General features: G+C 42.3%; 17 protein-coding genes. 12 read left to right on the top strand and 5 right to left on the bottom strand.

Annotated elements, in window-relative coordinates:
• Nucleotides 1-75: 75 nt before the first annotated feature.
• The 4 genes from H6G96_RS00970 to map all read left to right on the top strand — a co-directional run bounded on the left by H6G96_RS00970 (nt 76) and on the right by map (nt 5200).
• Nucleotides 76-519: a VOC family protein gene (locus H6G96_RS00970; RefSeq protein WP_190909505.1), complete on the top strand. Its 444-nt coding sequence runs from the start codon at nt 76-78 to the stop codon at nt 517-519.
• 141 nt (nt 520-660) lie between these two features.
• On the top strand, nt 661-3480 hold the full coding sequence (locus tag H6G96_RS00975) for a pitrilysin family protein (RefSeq protein ID WP_190909506.1): 2820 nt from the start codon (nt 661-663) through the stop codon (nt 3478-3480).
• An 83-nt stretch (nt 3481-3563) separates the two neighbouring features.
• Nucleotides 3564-4088 carry a cupredoxin domain-containing protein gene (locus H6G96_RS00980; RefSeq protein WP_190909507.1) on the top strand — a complete coding sequence of 175 codons (525 nt, stop codon included), beginning with the start codon at nt 3564-3566 and terminating at the stop codon, nt 4086-4088.
• A gap of 284 nt (nt 4089-4372) precedes the next feature.
• Nucleotides 4373-5200 (top strand): type I methionyl aminopeptidase, encoded by an 828-nt coding sequence (gene map / locus H6G96_RS00985; protein ID WP_190909508.1) that lies wholly within the window; start codon nt 4373-4375, stop codon nt 5198-5200.
• 160 nt (nt 5201-5360) lie between these two features.
• On the opposite strand, the gene H6G96_RS00990 is transcribed toward map, so the two are convergent.
• Entirely contained in the window at nt 5361-6806 is a 1446-nt protein-coding gene (locus H6G96_RS00990; RefSeq protein ID WP_190909509.1) for a hypothetical protein, read from the bottom strand.
• Between the two features lie 207 nt (nt 6807-7013).
• On the opposite strand from H6G96_RS00990, the gene H6G96_RS00995 reads away from it, so the two are divergent.
• From H6G96_RS00995 to H6G96_RS01015, 5 genes are all read left to right on the top strand, one after another.
• Complete coding sequence (locus tag H6G96_RS00995; protein ID WP_190909510.1) at nt 7014-8411, top strand: amidase; 1398 nt, start codon at nt 7014-7016, stop codon at nt 8409-8411.
• An 8-nt stretch (nt 8412-8419) separates the two neighbouring features.
• Nucleotides 8420-9145, top strand: a complete 726-nt coding sequence (locus H6G96_RS01000) for a Crp/Fnr family transcriptional regulator (RefSeq protein ID WP_190909511.1) — start codon at nt 8420-8422, stop codon at nt 9143-9145.
• A 503-nt stretch (nt 9146-9648) separates the two neighbouring features.
• Nucleotides 9649-9933, top strand: coding sequence for an HU family DNA-binding protein (locus H6G96_RS01005; RefSeq protein WP_010998076.1), 285 nt, complete (start codon nt 9649-9651; stop codon nt 9931-9933).
• A 26-nt stretch (nt 9934-9959) separates the two neighbouring features.
• Complete coding sequence (gene cobD, locus H6G96_RS01010; protein ID WP_190909512.1) at nt 9960-11063, top strand: threonine-phosphate decarboxylase CobD; 1104 nt, start codon at nt 9960-9962, stop codon at nt 11061-11063.
• A gap of 111 nt (nt 11064-11174) precedes the next feature.
• Nucleotides 11175-12629, top strand: a complete 1455-nt coding sequence (locus tag H6G96_RS01015) for an NAD(P)/FAD-dependent oxidoreductase (protein ID WP_190909513.1) — start codon at nt 11175-11177, stop codon at nt 12627-12629.
• A 67-nt stretch (nt 12630-12696) separates the two neighbouring features.
• On the opposite strand, the gene H6G96_RS01020 is transcribed toward H6G96_RS01015, so the two are convergent.
• Complete coding sequence (locus tag H6G96_RS01020) at nt 12697-13404, bottom strand: phosphatidate cytidylyltransferase (RefSeq protein WP_190909514.1); 708 nt, start codon at nt 13402-13404, stop codon at nt 12697-12699.
• A gap of 100 nt (nt 13405-13504) precedes the next feature.
• Nucleotides 13505-15256, bottom strand: coding sequence for a DUF3685 domain-containing protein (locus tag H6G96_RS01025; RefSeq protein WP_190909515.1), 1752 nt, complete (start codon nt 15254-15256; stop codon nt 13505-13507).
• Nucleotides 15257-15400: 144 nt separating this feature from the next.
• On the opposite strand from H6G96_RS01025, the gene H6G96_RS01030 reads away from it, so the two are divergent.
• On the top strand, nt 15401-18538 hold the full coding sequence (locus H6G96_RS01030) for a pentapeptide repeat-containing protein (RefSeq protein ID WP_190909516.1): 3138 nt from the start codon (nt 15401-15403) through the stop codon (nt 18536-18538).
• Between the two features lie 60 nt (nt 18539-18598).
• Here the strand turns inward: H6G96_RS01030 and H6G96_RS01035 are convergent, their stop codons facing one another.
• The gene (locus H6G96_RS01035; protein ID WP_190909517.1) at nt 18599-19045 is read right to left on the bottom strand and encodes a Fur family transcriptional regulator; all 447 of its coding nucleotides are present in this window, start codon (nt 19043-19045) and stop codon (nt 18599-18601) included.
• Between the two features lie 455 nt (nt 19046-19500).
• Between H6G96_RS01035 and H6G96_RS01040 the strand changes: the two genes are divergently transcribed.
• Nucleotides 19501-19986, top strand: coding sequence for a CRR6 family NdhI maturation factor (locus H6G96_RS01040; RefSeq protein ID WP_190909518.1), 486 nt, complete (start codon nt 19501-19503; stop codon nt 19984-19986).
• A gap of 201 nt (nt 19987-20187) precedes the next feature.
• Here H6G96_RS01040 and H6G96_RS01045 read toward each other — a convergent pair whose 3' ends face one another.
• Entirely contained in the window at nt 20188-21147 is a 960-nt protein-coding gene (locus H6G96_RS01045; protein WP_190909519.1) for a glycosyltransferase family 9 protein, read from the bottom strand.
• Nucleotides 21148-21216: 69 nt separating this feature from the next.
• Here H6G96_RS01045 and ispD point away from each other — a divergent pair, with 69 nt between their 5' ends.
• A complete protein-coding gene (gene ispD / locus H6G96_RS01050; RefSeq protein ID WP_190909520.1) occupies nt 21217-21900 on the top strand; it encodes a 2-C-methyl-D-erythritol 4-phosphate cytidylyltransferase in 684 nt (227 codons plus the stop codon).
• Nucleotides 21901-21929: the final 29 nt, after the last annotated feature.

Raw genomic sequence — 21929 nt, forward strand, 5'->3', positions numbered from 1 at the left:
ACAAAGAATTGGTATTAAGAGTTAAATTCAATTCATAAACTCTTAACTCATAACTCTTAACTCCTAACTTTTCTTATGCACCACGCTTCTATCCGGACTGCGAATATTCATCGAGCGATCGCTTTCTACGAACATTTAGGGTTTACAATCTCAGAACGCTTTACCACAGGCTACACTCTAGCTTGCTGGATGGAAGGATTGGGCGGCAGAATTGAACTGATCCAAATTCCCGAACCAAAGCCAGCCCCAGATGCCTTTGCTGACGAACATTATGTGGGCTACTATCATCTCTCGTTCGATTTAACAGAGATTACACCAGATTTACCTAGCTGGTTGATAAATTTACAAGAACGTGTATTACTTGCGGCTGAGAGTCAAACCGAAGAATTACAACCGTTGAAGGTACTTTTAGAACCGACACAACAACAAATAGGCGATCGCATTTACGAAGTGGCTTTCATCGCCGATACCGATGGCTTACCTCTGGAATTTATTCGGGTTTTAGCAAAACTCCCATAATTTAGCTTTTTTATTAGCTTTATTGCTAATATATTGTTTTTCTGTATTGTTACCGAGGCAACAGATTTTTTTGCCAGATTAAACTGTGACCACTCTTCAAAAAAATTATGTAACTTAATTTACAGAATATTTGCTAAATATATGTATGGAGCTTCCAGATTTTATAAATATCCTGTGCCGTTATTACTTTTAAGCTTATGGCTAGTAGCGGTTTTTTTATTGAGCGATCAACCTGTTTATAGCCAATATGCAACTATATCTAACAAAGAAAAATATCAATCAATCTTGTTAGCAAAAAGAATAATGCCCTCAACACTAACAGAAAATGTCCGCAAGACAGTGCTGGAGAATGGTCTAACTATCTTGACAAAGGAAGTGCATACTGCGCCAGTAGTGACGGTGCAGGTGTGGTATAAGGTTGGCTCACGCAACGAAGAACCGGGCGTGAATGGCATTGCCCACCAGTTGGAACACATGATGTTTAAAGGCACAAAAAATCGTCCAATTCAATTTGGACGTTTGTTTAGTGCTTTAGGTAGTGATTCCAATGCTTTTACTAGCTATGACCAAACTGCATATTACGGTACTGTGGAACGAAACAAGCTGAAAGCGCTTTTAGCACTGGAAGCAGACAGAATGCAAAATTCCCAAATTGAGCCAGAACAACTAGCGAGTGAAAAACGAGTAGTAATTTCCGAGTTGCAAGGTTACGAAAATAGTCCAGAATATCGCCTCAACCGTGCTGTAATGCAGGCGGTGTTTCCTAATCACGCTTATGGGTTGCCTGTAGGTGGTACCAAAGCTGATGTCGAGAAATTTGAAGTTGAGCAGGTAGAAAAATATTACCGCAATTTTTACAGTCCCGATAATGCTGTCTTAGTAATTGTTGGAGATTTTCAAACTGCAAATACCCTGGAAATAGTTAAAGAGGTATTTGGTAAACTACCAAAGAAAGTGAGGAGTGAAGAGTTAGGAGTTAGGAGTAAAAATACTTTTACCTCATCTCTCTCATCGCCGATAGTATTGCGAGAACCGGGAGCAGGGAGGCTTTTGCAGGCGGTGTATCCGCTACCAGATGTAAATCAACCGGATGTGCCTGCGCTGGATGTGATGGATTACATCTTGACAGAAGGACGGAATTCTAGACTGTATCAGGTATTGGTGGAATCAGGTTTAGCTAGTGAATTAACAGCATCGGTTACCAGTTTGCGAGAATCTGGCTGGTATGAGATGTTCATAACGGCTGATTCTAAACAAGATTTGAAAAAAATTGACTCAGTGTTGAGTAGCGCGATCGCTAATGTAGCAAAAAAAGGCGTGACATTAGAAGAAGTTGAACGAGCCAAAACCCAATTAACAGCAGATGTAATTTTGAGTAACCGTGATATCACTTCTCAAGGAATGCAATTGGGCAATGATGAGACAACTGCTGGTGATTATCGCTACACAGATCGCTATTTGGCTGCTGTTCGTTTGGTGAAACCGGCAGATGTCGTTGCTGTCATCAACAAATACCTCACCAAAGAAACCCGGACAGTAGGCTTTTTTGAACCGACTCAGAAGCGAGTAGCAGAGATTGGCGACAAACCAGACTCAGCCCAAACAACAGAGAGTTTCTCTAATGTAGCTCCTATGCTTCTGTCTGAAGTAGTGAAGTACTTACCGCCTGTGGATTTAGCTACAGATGCAATCACACAAGTATTACCACAGCAATTTAAATTTACCAATGGGCTGCGGTTATTACTGTTACCGGATCATAGTACTCCCACTGTTACCTTGAGTGGTCATATTCAAGCTGGAAAGGAATTTGATTTAGATGAGAAAGCTGGACTGGCTGCTTTTGTGGCAGAGAATTTGCTAAATGGTACTAAGAGCAAAGATGTATTAACTATTGCCAAAGTTTTGGCAGAGCGAGGGGCGAGTTTAGACTTTGAAGCCTACCGTGAAGGTGTGCGGATTGAGGGTGATAGTTTAGCAAAGGATTTGCCGATACTCGTTGAGATATTGGCAGATGTTATTAAAAATAGTACCTTTCCAGTCAAAGAGTTGGAATTATATCGTCAACAAGCTTTAACTGATGTACAACTCGAATTAGATGAGCCATCAGAAGTAGCTAGAAGAATATTTGTTCAGTCAATTTACCCGAAAAAACATCCCTTACATACTTTTCCCACAGAGGAGAGTTTACAGCAGATTCGGCGTCAGGATGTGATTGATTTCAAAACCAAACATTATCGTCCAGACACGACAGTGCTAGCGTTAGTGGGAGATTTTGATCTGGACAAAGTGCGATCGCTGATTAAAAATGAGTTTGGTAACTGGGAAGTTAGCGGCCAAGCACCAACATTAAAATATCCCACGGTGCCAATGCCGGAGAAAATAGTCAGTATCAACCCTGCTTTACCTGGTAAAGCCCAAGCCGTTACCTATATGGGTTACACAACTATTAACCGTTATGATCCTCGGTTTCACGCAGCTTTAGTACTGAACCAGATTTTGGGAGGCGATACCCTATCTAGTAGACTGGGTGCAGAAGTGCGCGATCGCCAAGGGTTAACTTATGGAATTTATAGCTCCTTCCAAGCCGGGAAAAATGCAGGTACATTTTTGATAGAAATGCAAACTAGTCCTGAAGATAGCAGAAAAGCGATCGCTAGCACCCGCCAAATGCTACAGCAAATCCATCAACAAGGCGTTACCCCACTGGAAGTCGAAACAGCTAAACGCACTCTCATCAGCAACTACAACGTTTCCTTGGCAAACCCAGAGGAATTAACAGATAGAATTCTGATGAATGAGGTGTACGGACTCGATAAAGGAGAATTGCACTCCTTCACTGACAAAATCCAGAAAGTCACCCTTACCCAAGTTAATCAAGCGGCTCGTGAGTTACTCCACCCAGATCAAATTGTAGTCGTTACTGCTGGCCCATCTGTGTTAGCAGAGAAAAGCATTAAGTAGAGATGGGCACTGGGGATGGATAATATAAAGAATGGGTAAAGTGGCTTTTCCCACTCATCAGCAGTGCTTTTTGAGAAATAGTGATGAAAATTTACAATCATTTTTACGAAATTGTAATTAAATCTTTTACTTACTTAACTCATACTTGGATGCAAATATTACGGCGGAAATACGTGATATTAACGTTATTCTTCAGCCTAAATTTTATCGCTGCTACTCCAGCAATGGCGGCTAATTTGTCTAATGATTTACTCAAACAACCAGCTACAGAAATTACAATTAGTTTGGGTAATTCGGCTAACGAACTCAAGTTTGAGCCAAATCATTTGGAATTCGAGGCTGGCAAACGCTATCAACTACGGCTTACCAATCCCAGCCAACTGAAGCACTATTTTACTGCGAAAGATTTTGCCGATGGCATCTGGACACAAAAAGTCCAAGCAGGCAAAGTAGAAATCAAAGGAGCTATTCATGAATTGGAACTCAAGCCGGGTGCTGAGGCAGAATGGGTATTTGTGCCCCTAAAATCTGGCACTTATGGCTTACGTTGTCCAATACTGGGACATACAGAAGCAGGTATGACTGGAGAAATTGTCATCAAGAATTAAAAATTATTCGACTCAGTATCTGGTAGCATTCTAATCTTTCAATTAAAGATAATTGAGCGAAGTCCTATAATGTGGCGGCGAAAAATATGTTAGGGCGATTTTGGTTCAAGTCCAACACATCATGAATAGGCGAATATGTTATTATATATACGTTAGCGGCTAACTTAAAGAACCCCTATCAGAGATTAAAATAACTTAAATTAATTATAGATATTATTTCTCAAGTAATCTAGAGAAAGCATTAATACTTCAGCGCCAGAGCCACCAGTAATTATTAATTTCCCATGAACATCTTCAGTAACTTACTTTCTCAAGCGACTCAGCCTGCACCTGCGAAAAAACAACGCCGAGGGATTGAAATTAAATCGCCGCGTGAAATTGAAATCATGCGGCAATCATCAGCAATTGTGGCAACTGTCCTAAAAGAAATTTCCGAGCTAGTAAAGCCAGGAATGACCACGGCTGATTTGGATGCTTATGCAGAAAAACGCATCCGCGAAATGGGTGCAACACCGAGTTTTAAAGGATATCATGGGTTTCCAGGCTCTATCTGCTCTAGCATTAACAATGAAGCAGTGCATGGCATTCCTAGTCCTAAGAAAGTGATTCGGGTGGGAGATGTATTAAAAGTAGATACGGGTGCTTATTACCAAGGCTTTCATGGCGATTCTTGTATTTCAATTGCTGTGGGTGAAGTGACGCAAGAAGCTGCTAAATTAATTCGCGTAGCAGAAGAAGCTTTATATAAAGGCATTGAACAAGTTAAGGCTGGTGTATACCTGCTTGACCTAGCTGGAGCAATTGAAGATCATGTGAAATCTAACGGCTTTAGTATAGTCGAAGAATTCACTGGACACGGTGTTGGTCGTAACCTGCATGAAGAACCTTCAGTATTCAACTACCGTACCCGCGAGATGCCAAATGTTAAACTCCGTGCGGGGATGACTCTGGCAATTGAGCCAATTTTAAATGCGGGTTCTAGACACACCCGGACATTAGCTGACCGTTGGACAGCAGTGACTGTGGATAATTCTTTATCGGCTCAGTTTGAGCATACAGTGCTAGTTACAGAGACCGGTTATGAGATTTTGACTGACCGTTCTAAGGTGTAATTATTAGGTAATTATCTGTGTTGAGAAGACATATAACGGTTCTCGGTTGAGTGATGTAGAAGAACCCCACCCCCAACCCCCTCCCCGCAAGCGAGGAGGGGGCTATGATGTGTGATGTACTATTAGAAAACGACTTCGTAAAAGTTGCCGGGGATCTAGTTTATCTGATAGCCGCATAGCTAGTTTTATAACTAGGAAGCATTTCTTTAGCTTGTATATAGACAAACGTACTTTTTGGAATCGCTTCTAATAAATCGATTGCCTGTTGCCATTTATCTTTCGCTTGTTGCTGAATTAGTAGCGAATTAGGTGGGTTTTGTACAAATAAATTAGCTTCTATTGCTAACTTTTGGGCTGATTCTAAGTTTGCTAAAGCTTGCTTTTCAATTAAGATTCTTTGACTGATAGATTTATAGTTAATCCGATAGTAAGCTAATTTTTCTTCTGCTCGATCAGAAAGTGATGTTTCATGAGGAATACTATCTAACAAGTTTATTGCCTGATTCCATTTGGTTTCTGCTTGTTGCCAGGTTTTTAGAAGATGCGGTGGACTTTGAACTAGAGAAGCAGCCTCCATACCAAGTTTTTGAGCAGATTTAAAATTAGCGATCGCGATCGCGCTTCTTTCTTGAGTTGAACTTAGATGCTCTCTAATTTTCCAACTACCAAAACCTAATATTAATATACTTGAGGCTATGATCAAAGCCGAACGCACTATTTTTTGTGTCGAAAACTTTGGTAATATTTCTACCTGCTGGCTAATAATTGGTTCTTGACTAATTTTCTGTCCAATCTTTTTTAAGGCTTCTTCGGCCTGTTCCCTTAAAGTGTCAGACTGAATAATTAAAGCATGAATTTGTTCTTGAAAAAAATCACGCTCATTAAGAATATCTGTCAACTCTTTAAATTTACCATCACTTGATATAATTAATTCGTGGTTCTCATCTAACCACTCTAAAGCAAAGCCAGATTTACCATAGAAAGCAGACGCTCCTAATAAAATATTTAACAAGCTACGGCTATTTTTAATGGCATTAAAAATGTAATTTAACTTTTGCTGGAACTGGAATAATTCATTTTGAGAATTAGTTATTTTTTGAATTTGACCCTCTAATATATGAGAATTTTCAAAGACTAAGTCAATTTGTAAGCGTTCAGCAAGAATTTGAAATTCACCGTATAAGCTAAGATGATTAATATCATTTAGTTTATTGATCAACTTAACATCACTGAGAATATCAGTAGCTATTGCCTGTAAAAAATAACCCCATTCAATCCAGTCATCAATTTTTGATTGTAGTTCAGTTAATGAAAATTTAGTTTCTGAGTTGCCAAATTTTTTTGCGATCGCTGGATGTATAAATCCAACACTAGGTATGAGCAAACTAGCTACTGTATCTATTCGAGGAAGTGTAGCGATCGCAGAACTTTTGATATTCTGAAATTTAGATTCTTGAGCAATTAATTTTTGAATATTCCGTAGTTGTTCCTGAGCATTATTGATCAGGACAATTTGTTCCGTGATTTCATTGGAATCACCAATAGTCAGTTTTAGACTCTGAATCAGTGTTGGCAATTCACTAACAAGTATTTCTAAGTTAGCCATAAATACCTCTTAGGGATTTGTCGAAGGTTTTTGCAAAACAATTAAAATCGCTTGAGTAAGAACGTAAGCACGCCTGTTGCATCTGAGCATCCTAGTTGAGTGACAAATGCCAGGAGCTATAAAATATATAGTTCCCAAAAATCCTGCTAAAGTAACAATTTAGTTTAAAAATCCCAGAGAAAGCCAAAACTACCCATTCACTAACTTATGAATGAAGTTGATTTAGCATTTACCCCAGCACTAGAGTTGGCGCAGTTAATTCATCGCCGGGAAGTATCACCGCTAGAGTTAGTGGAAATATATTTAGAACGGATTGGGCAGTTGAATCCCCAATTAGGAAGTTATTTTACGGTGACGGCAGAATTAGCGATCGCAGATGCCAAAGCTAAAACAGAATTATTGACAACTACCTCAGAATTACCGCCATTTTTTGGGGTGCCGATTTCCATTAAAGACCTAAATGCTGTAGCAGGTGTTACCTGTACTTATGGAAATCCAGCATTACTAAACAATATTCCTAACTATGATGATGGAGTTGTGGCAAGGCTTAAGCAAGCTGGATTTACTATTCTCGGTAAAACAGCCACTTCTGAATTAGGTTCATTACCTTACAGTGAACCTACGGGTTTTCCCCCAGCTAGAAATCCGTGGAATCTAGAATACACCCCTGGCGGTTCCAGTGGTGGCGCGGCGGCGGCGGTAGCAGCAGGATTGTGTGCGATCGCTCAGGGTTCTGATGGCGGTGGCTCAATTCGGGGGCCTGCGGCTTGTTGTGGTTTGGTGGGACTCAAACCATCCAGGGGCAGGGTAAGTAAAGCACCCGTAGGTGAACGCCTCGCTGGAATTGCCGCCAACGGGCCAATCGCCCGGACTGTGGCTGATGCTGCCGCCCTTTTGGATACCATATCTGGCTATGTTACAGGCGATCCTTACTGGTTACCAGATCCTGAACCATCATTTCTCGCCGCCACTCAGACAAAACTCGGTGCTTTGCGAATTGCCTTTGACGTTAACATTCCTCCTTTGGGAGAAGCTGATGCCAACTGTCAGCAAGGTGTTCGGCAAACAGTTCAGTTATTAGAACAACTTGGTCACCACGTTGAACAGAAATGCCCAGATTTTAGCGGTTTAGTTGAACCATTTCAAATCGTTTGGCAAGCTGGAGTAGCTGCGTCAGGACTTCCAGTTGAAGCCTTGCAGCCATTGAATCGCTGGCTATTTGCCCGCACAGGTTCTGTTGCCCAATACCTGCAAGCAGTTTCTCAAATGCAGATTGTGGCACGACAAATTGTAGCTTTTTTCGATACCGTGGATGTGCTGGTATTGCCAGTTTATCTACATTCACCTATCCGCGTTGGGGAATGGGCTTCGCTGAGTCCAGAAGAGACATTCCAAAACATTATTGAATGGGTTGCCCCTTGTCCGCCTGCAAATGCAACTGGACAACCTGCGATCGCAATTCCTGTAGGTTTTGATAGTAATGGTTTGCCCATGAGTGTGCAGCTAATTGGTAAGCCTGCTGCTGAAGCCACACTTATCAGCCTAGCAGCCCAATTAGAAGCAGCTAACCCTTGGATTCATCATCGTCCAGCCTTTGCAATATAGGGCTAATCATGCAGGCATCCCTAGAACAACTTTCGCAAATTACTGTGTTTGCAGGTTTAGAAACAGCAGACAAAGTAACTTTGCAGCCTTACACTCAGGTGCAACGCCATCGCAAGGGAGAGATTATTCTGCATGAGGGCGATGTCTCACGACAAGCCGCTGCGCGTCTACGCTTACCAGCAAAACTCTATGCTGTTGTCAGTGGAGCAATTCAAGTTACCAAAACAGCAATGACGGGGAAAGAAACAATTCTTCGCGCTTTAGCTGCTGGGGAAATTTTTGCGGCTCCTGCTTTATTAGGAAATGGAATTTCCCCGGCAACTGTGACTGCTGAATCTGATTGTGAGATTCTCACTGTAGAGCGAGATGCTTTATTAAAAGCTATTGGGCAAAATCCTGAAATCGCATTACGAATGCTGATGGTTTTTAACAGTCGGATTCAGCAATTACATGAAATAGTCCACGGATTGGTTTCTGAAAGAGCTATTGTTCGCCTTGCCAGATTAATTCAATATTTTGCTGCTGAAGCGGGAACTGAAGCTACTTCACAAGGCGAGTGTTTAAAAGTTAAATTATCTTATTACCGCATGGCTCGCAGTAGCGGCATTACTTACGAAGAATGTGTGCGGTTAATTAAAAGTCTCAAGCCAGTAATTGCCTATCGTCGGGGTGGAACGATTATCATACTTGATGCTGAGAAATTGGATGCGATCGCTTCTGGAGATATAGATTAAGCTGATGCGCGCCTAAATTGTATAAACATTCTTTACGGTCGTTAACTGTTAACTGTTAACGGTTAACGGTCATCGGTCATCAGTCATCAGTCAGATTTAGGAGGATCGCACGACGTTTGTAAGGGACTTCATAACTCTTCAACATTGGTAATTAATCCCAACAAATATTAACCATGCCCCACCTCTCCACTCCCCTGTTACCTTCGCAATATCGGTTTTTACTAGGTACTTTTTCCTACTTTTAGGGTAGTTTTTAGTGAAACAAGTACCCTAAAATTACAAAAAATCCCGAAATCTATATAAATTAATGGTTTCATCTATCCACATCAGGCTACAACACCTTAGAATGATTCATTGAAAAGTCGAGCCGATGGGATGTACAGCCGTTTTGAGTAAAAATACTCCCAAAGGATGATTTTTGTGTTTCCGCGAACAAAGATTTTAGTACAGATGCGCCAGGGTGCATCCGTAAAGAATCTCAAGTAAACCTTCAGGAGTTTGACATGAACAAAGGTGAATTAGTTGATGCCGTAGCTGAAAAAGCTAGTGTTACCAAGAAACAAGCGGATGCAGTCTTAACTGCCGCTTTGGAAACGATTATTGAAGCGGTTTCCTCTGGTGATAAGGTAACATTAGTGGGATTTGGCTCATTTGAATCACGGGAACGCAAAGCCCGTGAAGGTCGCAACCCGAAAACAAATGAAAAAATGGAAATTCCCGCAACAAGAGTTCCTGCCTTCTCGGCAGGGAAACTGTTTAGAGAAAAGGTAGCACCCCCAAAAGCATAGGTTCTGTCTTCGGGAACCCTTTTTTAATGCGGCAACCTGCACACGGGGGAAACTTAGCCTGGGCAGCAGCACTGGCTGGCTGTCCCCCTGATGCTATTCTGGATTTTTCTGCTAGCATCAGCCCGTTGGGACCTCCAAACAGCGCGATCGCTGCTATTAAGTCCCAACTTGGTAATCTTAAGCACTATCCAGACCCCAACTATAGTGAACTGAGACTAGCTCTCAGTCACTTCCATCAACTGCCGCCTGAGTGGATTCTGCCGGGTAACGGCTCCGCAGAATTACTTACTTTAGTAGGTAGAGAATTAGCTCAATTAGCCGCGACAATTTTAATCACTCCAGCCTTTGGTGACTATTACCGAACCTTGGCTGCATATAACGCTAATGTGCTGGAGTGTTTCCTGATTGGTTCTAAGCAACGAATGCTGGATGCTGAGTTAAAAGCTTTGCTCAGTATCCAGCACTCAGAGCTTGGTAATACTGACTGCGGATTATTGCTCAATAATCCTCACAACCCAACCGGAAAAATATTTTCACGGGACTCTATTTTGCCCTACCTAGAGCAATTTGCTTTGGTAGTGGTGGATGAAGCATTTATGGATTTTGTGCCGTTCAATGATGAACAAAGCCTGATTCCGGTGGTACAAGAATATACAAATTTAGTAATATTGCGATCGCTAACCAAATTTTACAGTCTCCCAGGACTGCGATTAGGATATGCGATCGCCCACCCCGACTGCCTAGCTAAATGGCAGCTATGGCGTGACCCCTGGCCCGTAAACACGCTAGCGGCGGCGGCGGCAATTGCGGCACTCCAAGATACGGAGTTTCAGCAGCAAACCTGGGCATGGCTACCACCTGCACGAAACCAACTCTTTCAGGGTTTAGCTGAAATACCAGGATTACAACCCCAAGTAAGTGCTGCTAACTTTTTATTGGTTGAGTCCCAAGAGTCTACTTTGCAGTTACAGCAACAATTACTCAAGCATCACCAGATTTTAATCCGCGATTGCCTTAGTTTTAAAGAACTAGGCGATCGCTTTTTCAGAGTTGCTGTACGTGAAGAGTCTGATAACCAACGCTTACTAACAGCGTTGAGTGGGGAGTGGGGAGTGGGGAATAGGGAGTAAAGGAGGCACGGGAGGCAGGGGGAGCAGGGGAAGAAGAACTATTGATTCTTCAGCCATGCCCAATGTCCAATGCCCCATGCCCCATACCCAATGACAAATGACAAATGACAAATGACTATTGACTACGATGTTGTAATTATTGGCAGCAGTCTTGCTGGATACTACGCTGCTCTTGCTGCAACCCAACTACATGCTACAGTTGCCCTGGTGGAACCCAAAGTAGACTACGGATTTACTCATCACCATGCTCTTACCGAAATCGGTAAACTGGGGCAGAAGTTGAATGATGCCGCTAGTTTTGGTATTCATGCCACACACACGGATACCTCAGAAGAATGCCACATATCTATGGCATGGCAAGAAGCCATGCTGTATGCTCAATGCGTTGCCTCAAATCTTAAAGAACAGCATTCTCCAGGCATCCTAGCTGCATTGGGAGTAGATGTCATTGTTGGCAGTGGTCAATTTCAATCTTCACCCCAACTGGCTTTTGCCGTTAATAATCGCCTACTACGCGCCCGTACCTATTTGCTAGCTAGTGGTTCACGTCCAGAAATTCCAGAAATTGAAGGATTGCAAATTACTGGCTACCTAACCCTCTCTAATATTTGGCAATCCTTGCAGGGGCCGACATTACCCAAAAATTGGGTCATTATCGGCGGAATTCCCCAAAGCATTGAAATCGCTCAAACTTTAGCACGGTTTGGTTGTACTGTGACGCTGGTAGTCAAGCATCCCTATGTTTTACCCAATATTGACCCTGAGATAGGCATATTGCTTCAAGCACAGTTGGAAGTCGAGGGTGTGCGCGTCCTCACCGATAAACGAGTAACTCAGGTAAGGCTAATTGACGGTAAAAAGTGGATTCAAGCAGGAGAGAAAGCCATTGAAACTGATGAAATTTTAGTGGCGACTGGACAACAGCCGAATCTTGAATCCCTAAATTTGGCAACGGTAGGTGTGAAATGGCATCGGCGTAGCTTAGTAGTGAATGATAAGCTGCAAACCACTAACCACCGCATTTACGCCTGTGGTGATGTAATTGGTGGTTACGACTTTGCTAATATCGCTAATTATGAAGCAAAAATTGCTCTGAACAATGCGCTTTTTTTCCCCAGGTTAAAAGTAGATTATCGCTCCATTCCTTGGGCAATATTTTCTATGCCGATGGTGGCGCAAGTAGGTTTGACAGAGGCACAGGCAAAACGCCTATTTAGTCGAGACAAAATTTTAGTTTTACGACATTATTTTAAAACGGTGGCAGCAGCCCAACTCCGAAGCGAAACCACTGGTATGTGTAAATTAATTGTGCTACGTAATGGCGAAATTTTAGGAGCTTCGATATGCGGGGCAGAAGCTGGAGAGTTGATTAATTTGATTGCCTTAGCACTGTCCCAAAAAATTAAAGTCAAAGATTTAGCAAATCTATCTCCTGTATATCCGAGTTTCTCAGAAATTCTGGAACAAACAGCAAGAGAGTGGAGTAAGGAGAGGTTAAATAGCAATATTGCTTTGCAAGAATTTTTAGAAGGCTTCTTCCACTTTCGCCGAAATTGGAATTTATGAACTATCCCACCCTACTTATCTGCGACACGCTGCGCGAACGCGGAGGAAGGGGAATTACGCGATGTCGTTAAAATCCTTGCATGATAATCCAAACTACCCCCGCAGCTACTAGAGGCACGCTGAGGTTATCCGTACCGTGGGGTGAGACTGCCTCTGCTAGAGTGGCGAAAGTAGCAGTTATTACCGCAGTGAACAAAGCCCATGCCAAACTAAAAGGTTTTGCTAGGGGACTTAGTAACGAGCCAGGTAGCAGTAACAGCACCAAGAAAATAGCTACTGTACTCGCCACAAACATTGCTGCCGAACCTTCCCAAGAACGCACAGAATTTCCCACTTGGTATTTATGCTGCCCGAAGCGCCTACCAATTAATGCTGCTAGTGCATCCCCCCAGGTCATCGCCATTATCCCAGCAACAGCGATTGGGGCGCTGTCTACTGGCCCATCTGGTCGCCACAGTAGCCCGAAAAGCAGCGTCACTGAGATAGCGAAATAAACCGTACCAGGGGAGCTATCCTGAGTATCCATTGCGCCAATGAATCGGTAGCGGTAGAAAAGGTAGTTGAGTCCGATAAAGGTAGCAAAAGGTATAATTCCGATTTCCCACCGATTAAATAGCAGCAAGACACCGAAAACCCACATCCCTGCACCAACATGGATCACTTTGCGGGTAAAATCCGGCTTCATATCAAAAAGCCTACGCAGTCCCTCGCCAATGACAAGCAGACCAATAGCATAAACATAAGAAATTGCAAGCCCGATAAAATCATTTGTCATTTGTCATTTGTCAATAATTCTTCTTCCCCTGCTCCCTCATCTCCCTCATCTCCCCCTGCTCCCTGCTCCCTGCCCCCTGCCTCCCCTACTCCCTGCTCCTTCACTTAGTCCGATCGCTATTTCGTCTCAAGTTTTTTTCTATTAACGAAACACTACCAATACCTTGAAGAATACCACGACCGATTAAACCTAAACCACGACCAATTATTTGGGTAAGAATAAAAACTATACCGCTACCTGCAAAAGCTAATAATGATTTTAAACGCGGTGCGATCGCATCACTAAGTTCTAAAAATAATGTCACTACTAAAGGAATATTAGAAAGTCTTACTAACTCCTGATTTCGAGGAGCATAAACTGAACTATTGGCAATACCACGAGGCGCAATTACAAATAGATCATAACGGCTTTCAAAAACTGCTTTTGGCTCACTTATATAATTTCTTAACCTATATTTCCACGATAAATCATTTCTAAACCGTTCAATATCTCTTGTAGAAATAAATTGGCATCCATATAAATTTTGCTTAATCACTTCTACATCTGCTAAAGAATTTAACAGTGGTTGCACTACCCCATTCGCTACCTGAATTAACAAGTTTTCTAAAATCATTAATGCTTGATACTTCGCTTCAGCGCTCACTACCGGATAGGAGGTATTATCAATGTTCAATTCTGTTTGAAATAGTAGATAAGAATACAATTCACAAACTAGCGGAATGTTATTGAGAATATCTCTCTGCACAACTTTTGTACTTTGCAGCAATAAATTAATAATTTCTATATTTTGATTTCCTATTTGTATTCGAGAGAACCTTCCAAAAAAATCTGTAATTGCTGATTGCCATAAATCGCGCAATAAGGTAAGTTTCACCTCATATAATTGATTCATCTCGATTTCAGAAGCACGCAGTTCATCTAACTGTTTAGCCAATTTTTGCAAGATAAGATAAAGTAATTCTCGTTTTTTATCTTCACGAAAGATGTCAATTTCTAAAGGGACATCTGTGACATTTTGTAAAGGGAATTGAAGTTTAGTAATGCAAGATGCAAATAAGGCAGATTGTAGCGCTCCTGGACTAAGTAGAGGTGACACCATTTGCCTTTGCTGAATGGCACTACTCAACGAAGAAGGCAGGGGTGGCTGATCAGCAACCGGAATATCTTCCTCTTGCCTTTCTTGTGATGAAACCAACAACCGATTTAACAACCAACGAGCCGCTAGCAGTTCTCGCCTCTTTCCAGCTAGAACTGCCCGATCTAATACTGGTAATCCGGGAACTTGTAATTGTGCTGTTACTGCGGCTAGGGTAGTATTGATGTAACCAATTCCTGACAAACGTAAATTATTTCGTAGTTTAGAAAAAGGGAGTGGGGAGTGGGGAGTGGGGAGTGGGGAGTTAGGAGTTGTGATTGTTTCTATCTCCCAAAACCAATAAGAACCACCATCTGCAACTTCTTGCATAGCGGCGACTAACTCAGTAAGTGGTGTGCCTTTGGGACAATAGCCATTTACACCAACAGATTTTGCAGCCAATAGCAATCCTTGTTCTTGAATAGAACTGAGGAGCAAAATTGGCAAGTTAGGGTACAAAGCTCTGAGTTGCCGACAGAATTGTAAACCTAGCTGCTGACTGGTGGTAGAGCGACCATTACCGAATTCTAAAACAACCAAATTTACCTGTTTAGGGTCTTCTTGGGCAATTTCTGCTAAAATCTGCAAGGCAGCAGTGTCAGTTTCTACTACTCCTGTTACTTCTAGACTAGGAATTGCTTCTAGAGCTACCCGTAATCCCAGACGAAAAATTGGGTCTTGGTCGATTAACAATAATTTGAGATGGCGATCGCTCATAGTTTACTCGATTAGACAAGCACTGTTTTTTGCCAATCAGAAAACAGCTTTGATACAAAACTTTGTCTTCCCTATTGTCACCTGTTTTGGCAAACTGAATAAATCGATCATAATTGCCTTATGCAGCCGTCACTGTGTAATTAAATGAACTTGAGTATTCGGCACTGGTTGGCAGAACGCTATCTCGCAATCAATCAAATCAAAGAATTTTCGGAGGGGCAATTGGCAGGTATTGCCTACCGAATTGTTCAGGATATGGAAGTCAAAAGCCTCATGCCTTTTGATATCTGTACCTTGGTAGAGGTTTTAGAACTGCCTTTAGGAATTGTTTGGGAAGAAATCAGTGTCATTTCCCATTTGACAGAAAACCTGTTGCGTAGTCTCAGCCAAAAAAAACCATTAAAACGTAACGAAGGCACATGGCTAGCGTTCCAAATCGCCTATCTCCAAGCCTTGCAAGCAATTATAGAGCAGGAAGCAAGGCTGCAAAGACCGTGGCTAGATCGGGCAAGTATACCAATCCAAGCACAAATACCTAAAGAAGATGTGGGTAAACTTATCCTCCAAGACTCACAACTGCAAGGATTACTAAAAACTCTCAGCCCAGGTAAATTGACTGACACTCAAGCGGAGCAAGCACTGTCTCTGGTTGCAGATTCTTTACTGGTGCAACAAATAAATAATGCTGCCATAGCTTGGTTAGTTGCCAATGGTGCAGAGGAACCTGAAGCTAAACTCTTAACAGAACGTTTGGTCAACTCACTTCCTGGTAACTTACTGGTAGTCGTTACTGAGAATGCTGCTTCTTTAGCCCAACTACAAAAATTTTTCCGTTTGGGGATTTCGTTATCTCCCAGTTTGATTGCTCCAGAAGTTGGTTCTACAGTCGCTGAGAAAATTGACTTGCATCGAGAACATTACCGTGCAAGTTTGATTAAAAACCTCAGTATGCCTTTACTTACAGAATCTTTTTCCCTTAAGGATATCTATGTTGGACAAAAAGGCTTACCAATAGAGGAAAGTATTTCTGAGCAGGATAAAAAAACTGTTAAACCAGTTGATTTAAAAACATGGGCACAGCAACAGCTAGCTGATTTAGAAACGATCGCTGTGATTGAGTCGGAACCTGGCTATGGAAAAACCAGTTTTTGCCAACTCTGGGCAGCACAGATAGCACAAGAATTTTACCCTGTTTGGATGCCTATAGTAATTAGGTTACGGGATGTAAAATATAGCAAAACTTTAATCGAAACCCTCAATTCTGCTTTTCCGATTAATCTTTCAACTTGGTTAGAGCAAGAAAATCTCCCTTGTCTGTTGCTGCTAGATGGTTTGGATGAACTGCCCCCTTCTGCTCATGGTATAAGGGCAAAAGCAATTTTTATTCAGCAATTACTGAACTTTCAGTCTCAGCATAGACACAAAATCGTGTTAACGAGTCGGTCAACAACATTACAGGAAATCGCCCCAGAGATACCCCTACCATTGAAGCGAATTATCATTCAGCCCTTGGATGTCGAGGAACTCAAACAATGGTTTCAGCAGTGGGCAAAGGTTCAATCGTTGGCGATCGCTCAAAATTTCTTTACATTCTTAAAACAGGCAGGCTTATTTACCAGTCAATCAAAGTTAACAGAACTATCTGCCCTTGTCCGTCAACCCCTAATGCTGCATTTATTGGGCATTTTACACCGCGACGGACTGCTAGATGATGAGGTATTGCAATTAGCTGCTAATACCCCAAAGTCTTTTCTGTTATGGGAAATTTATCATCGCCTGAGCCGATGGTTGTTGGGCTATCCACTAACTGGTGGGATCAAAACGATGCTACTGCGCTCAGGATCGGCTCATATCCACCGGACTCCAGAAGCGATCGCTAATTTACTCGCTAATCGTCGTCCCCAAGATTTACTTGAGCAGATGCAAGCGATCGCTCTGAAAATTCTACACTCACAACGTCATCAAATTAATTTGGCTGAGAAACCTCACACTTTGCCAGGATTTTACTTTAAAATTCAAGATTTAGAAATCTCACGCAGAGGTGTAGAAGCAAGACAGCGCGTTGCGGGGGTTTCCATATCACTTGCTTCTCCTGTCAAAGATGCTAGCTTGCTTCCCCGCAGGGGTACAAGTCGGCAAAGCCGCCCAACGCAAGTTGTAGCGACTGCCGCCCAAAGTAGTCTAATTGAGTTTTCTCATGTCAAGTTAGGAGAATTTCTTTGTGCTAAAGCTGTGACTGCTGAGTTGAAATTATTAACTCAGTACCAAAATGAGGCTTATGGCACACTCACCTTTGTGCTTGATTCTCCGAGTAGCGTTGCCCAGCATCTCTACAATTTACTGGGTTATGGGATACTTAGCCAAGAAATTGAAGAACTGGCGATCGCAATTTTGCGCCGCGAGCAAAAGCACAAGTTTTCCTTTGAAGTTTTGTTTCAACGGCTTTTGTCTTTCTGGCGTGCTTACTGTCAAGGCTATTGGTTGGATGAAGGAATAGCTCACCAAGCTTTGACTCATTTTCACGCACTGCAAAACCCAGTGAATGTTGAGCAAGTGAATGCTGCGGTGGGACTGAATGTGTTTATATTGCTTTGTGCTTGCTACCGAGAAACAAAAATTCCTTTTTGGCCTTGTGGCAATCCACTCAATTTAACAGAATTCAATCCAGAGGCTTTAAGTGCGCTAATTGCGAGAACAACCCTTTTGCATAAAAATACCTTCGCAACCCGAATTAAGTCTCTGGCTGGACTCAATTTATCGGGAGCCTCTTTGTGGCAAGTAATGTTAACTGGGGTAAATCTTGAGCAGACAAACTTATCCAATGCGGAGTTAATCGGAGCGAATTTAGCTGGAGCCAACCTCCAACAGGCGAACCTCGCAGGTGCAAACCTCCAACTAGCTAATCTCGCAGGAGCAAACCTCCAACAGACTAATCTTACAGGCGCAAACCTCCAACAAGCTAACCTGATGGGAACAAATCTTAATTCAGCCGATCTTACCAACGCCTGCTTATTGGATGCAATTCTCATTGAGGCTGACAAAAAATTAGCTGCTGATAATGGTGCCTTGTTCTCCAAAGAATCGTTTCAAGGACTGAAACATTTGCGGTCGCAGCAACCCTTCTTAAATACCGTCCAAATTACGGCAAACACAGATAATAATTGGAACAAACTCCCCGCAAACGGACTAATTGAAAGCTCTGAAGGCACAATTGTACCAGTAGATTTATATGATGATGTCGATGATGAGACAGTTTTTGGCAATAACTCCATTGGGGAATAGGGAGAGGGAGTGGGAGGATGAGGAAAATAATTCAATTCCCAATGCCCAATGCAATAACTGTTAGCTTTCTTGCGGGTTGCGGTAGCCAACAAAGTTAATACTGTAGTCAGTAATCCGCACTCCTGTTTCTTCTTCAATTTTGCGGATCAAATCTTCTGGAAGTTCCACATGAACATCAAGAATTTGATTTGTATCTATACAGTTGACATGACTGTGAGAGTCACTGATATTGCCGTACAAACGCCCATCACAGCGTTCAATACACTCAATGATACCTTGACTGGATAATGCTTCTAAATTTTGATAAACAGAGGTATGACCGATATCTTTACCTTGTTGATTCAAGCGATCATAAATCTCTCTAGCAGAAAGATGTTCATTTGCTTGCCAAAGTAATTCCAGAATAAAACGACGCTGGCGGCTGACGCGCATACCCAGGATTTGACAGCGATCTAGCGCATCTTCTAGAGAACGAATTGGTTTTGTAGAAATTGTTTGTTTTGGCATATTACAGCTTGTTAACTGTTGAGGTGAGGGAATTTTCCCATTTCAATGTTTATTGCTTATTTAATATATGCAATGATATTGCACGCAGCTTTTTTCCCTGTACTTGTGTTTTGGCTTTTGATGCTGCGAAAGTTACAGGTTGCGATAATGATTTTTTTGCTTGTTGATGGCTACTTTGTCAGACCTTAATCTAAAACAAACTCATTACAACTTTAACTTAAAATTGCTGTAAATGTCCACTTTGGGGCAGGCGAGACGCTCACTCACAAGATTAGATAATTTATTTGTTGGAAGTACCTAAAAAGTAAGTATTAAATAGAAGTTGAGGGAGAATTGGTATCACTAAATACTAATTGCTTTGTGAAGAAGACTTTGTGCTAGTAAAGGTCAATGTAGCGTCAAGTCCTGAAAGCTGCTACTGTATATTCTCGATCCTACAGTTGAGCATCAAGAAAGTGGCTGCTGAATCAAAGACAATTGCGATCGCACTGAATAATGACTTCATTAACAATCTGGATCTATCGCCTGCGTCTACGGTGATTGAACAACTGCTGCAAGATGGGGTCGCATCCCATGAACAGCAGTTACGCTTTGATATCAATTATGAACTCAAAGCTGACGATCCACGGGAACTCTCAGAAATTCCAGAGGTGCGGCTGTGGTTTGTGCGCCTAGATGCCAAATACCCTTGGTTACCATTTTTACTAGATTGGAAAGCTGGAGAATTTGCTCGTTATGCCGCCATGCTAGTACCACACCAGTTTAGTTCCAAAGAAGGCATTCAGTATAACCCTGAAGCCTTAGAAATATTTTTGATGCACAAAATCTTTATTTTAGGTGATTGGCTCAAACAGCAGGATATTCCCAGTCTCTCGCGGCTGAAGTCTATGGCCCAAATGCTGGGTTATGAATTAGAGGATGCTTTTTTTGAGATATTTTAATAAAAAAGAATTCGGGACTTAGGAGCCAGAATCCAAGATGAATTCTGTGCTACTGGGGGATAGAATAGCGTTTCGTAGAGTAAATACTGAAATAACCGCAAAATCTAGCTGTCACGACCAGGTTTTGCGGTCATTCAACAAACGCATAACTATATTGGATATCCAATAGACTGATTGCAGAAATTGGGGCAAACTGTTGGTTTAGCCGCCCCAAATTTTCTCCAAAACTGCGTTTGGTGAAACATCCGCCGTTTTTCCCGTGGGGGATTCAATGGCCAGGAATTTATCGTTTTTCGGCAACAACCTAGCTGGATTAGTGGGCCCAAATAGGGCGATGGTATAGGTTTTGACTGCAACACTCAGTTGTAGTGCCGCACTATCAGTAGACAACATCAGATTTGCCCCGGCAATTATAGCAGTTAACTTGCCAATATCATCTGGGGCAGTCACCTTGATATCTGGAGAAGACCCCAGAAGCGATCGCACAAACTGCTCATCGTCAATTCCCTTAATCACCACCACAGGCATATCCGGCTGCTTGTCTTGGAAGTTTTGAATAATTTGCTGCCACTTCTCGACAGGGTAAATTTTATCCAGCTCTTTAGCCTGGAGTAACTGGCCAGAACCGCCATGAATCAAGATATAGCCTGTTTCATTTACCCCTAAGCGTTTTTGTTCCTTTTGTGCCCACTCAATATCTGGTTTTGGCACATTTACAGCTAACTCTGGGACAGGGGTTTTTATGCTTAATGGTTGCAGCAAATCATGATATACTGCCGCCGCATACTGGGATGGTTTGAATGGGACAGCGTTGGTGAGAAAAACCGCCCCTTTGCCTTGGTAGCCAATGCGTGTGGTGATTCCTGTCAACCAGAGTATCAGACCCACCAACCAATTTTGCTTAACAGCAATGGCAATATCGTATTCGCGATCGCGAATTGTGCCCACTAGGTTACCCCAATCTGCCAGACTATTACGGTCTTGAAAATCAAAGGTCAGTACCTCGTGAACTGACTTGCTCACTCGGTAGGCAGCCTTTGACCGGGGTTCAACAACGACATCTATCTGAGCGTTAGGATAATTACGCTTCAGGTCATCTAGAGTCGGAAAGAAGAGAATTTGGTCGCCAATTCCGCCAGGTACAAGGGCTACTACTCGCATAATATTTATTGACGCTTACTCGCTCCCTATTTTAGGGGAAAATATATAGCTTAAAGATTGAGGAATTCTGTGTATTTACTAATTCCATCTGCGGGAATCGGAAAAAGAATGGGGAGTAACCGCAATAAACTCCTGCTGCTCGTGCGATCGCAACCAATTATTGCTTGGACTCTATTAGCCGCAGAAGCCGCCAATACCATCAGTTGGATCGGGATTATTTCTCAGCCTACTGATTGGCCAGACTTCAAAGCAATTCTCGCCGATCTCAAGCTAACTAAACCAGTGGAATTGATTACAGGTGGTTCCACCCGCCAAGAATCTGTTTACAACGGCTTGCAGGCGCTACCAGTGACCGCAGAACAAGTATTGATTCATGATGGGGCCAGATGCCTTGTCACACCAGATTTATTTAACTCTTGTGCCGAAGCCATTCGCCACTGCCCCGGTTTAATTGCTGGTGTACCCGTCAAAGACACCATCAAAGTTGTCGATGAACAAGGCATAATTCAAAAAACACCCGACAGACGACAATTATGGGCAGCACAAACTCCCCAAGGATTTAATGTCAAGTTGTTGAAACAGTGCCATGCTGAAGGTGTGCGTCAAGGCTGGGAAGTAACTGATGACGCGGCTTTATTTGAAAAATGTGGTATTGAAGTGCGAATTGTCCAGGGAGAAGAGACAAATTTAAAAGTGACAACTCCCCAAGATTTAGCGATCGCAGAATTTATTCTCACAACTAGAGGTTTTTGAGGGAGTGGGGGACAGGGAGAGCAGGGCAG

Origin of the sequence: Nostoc sp. FACHB-892 (assembly GCF_014698795.1) — a bacterium.
Classification (GTDB): Bacteria; Cyanobacteriota; Cyanobacteriia; order Cyanobacteriales; family Nostocaceae; genus Nostoc.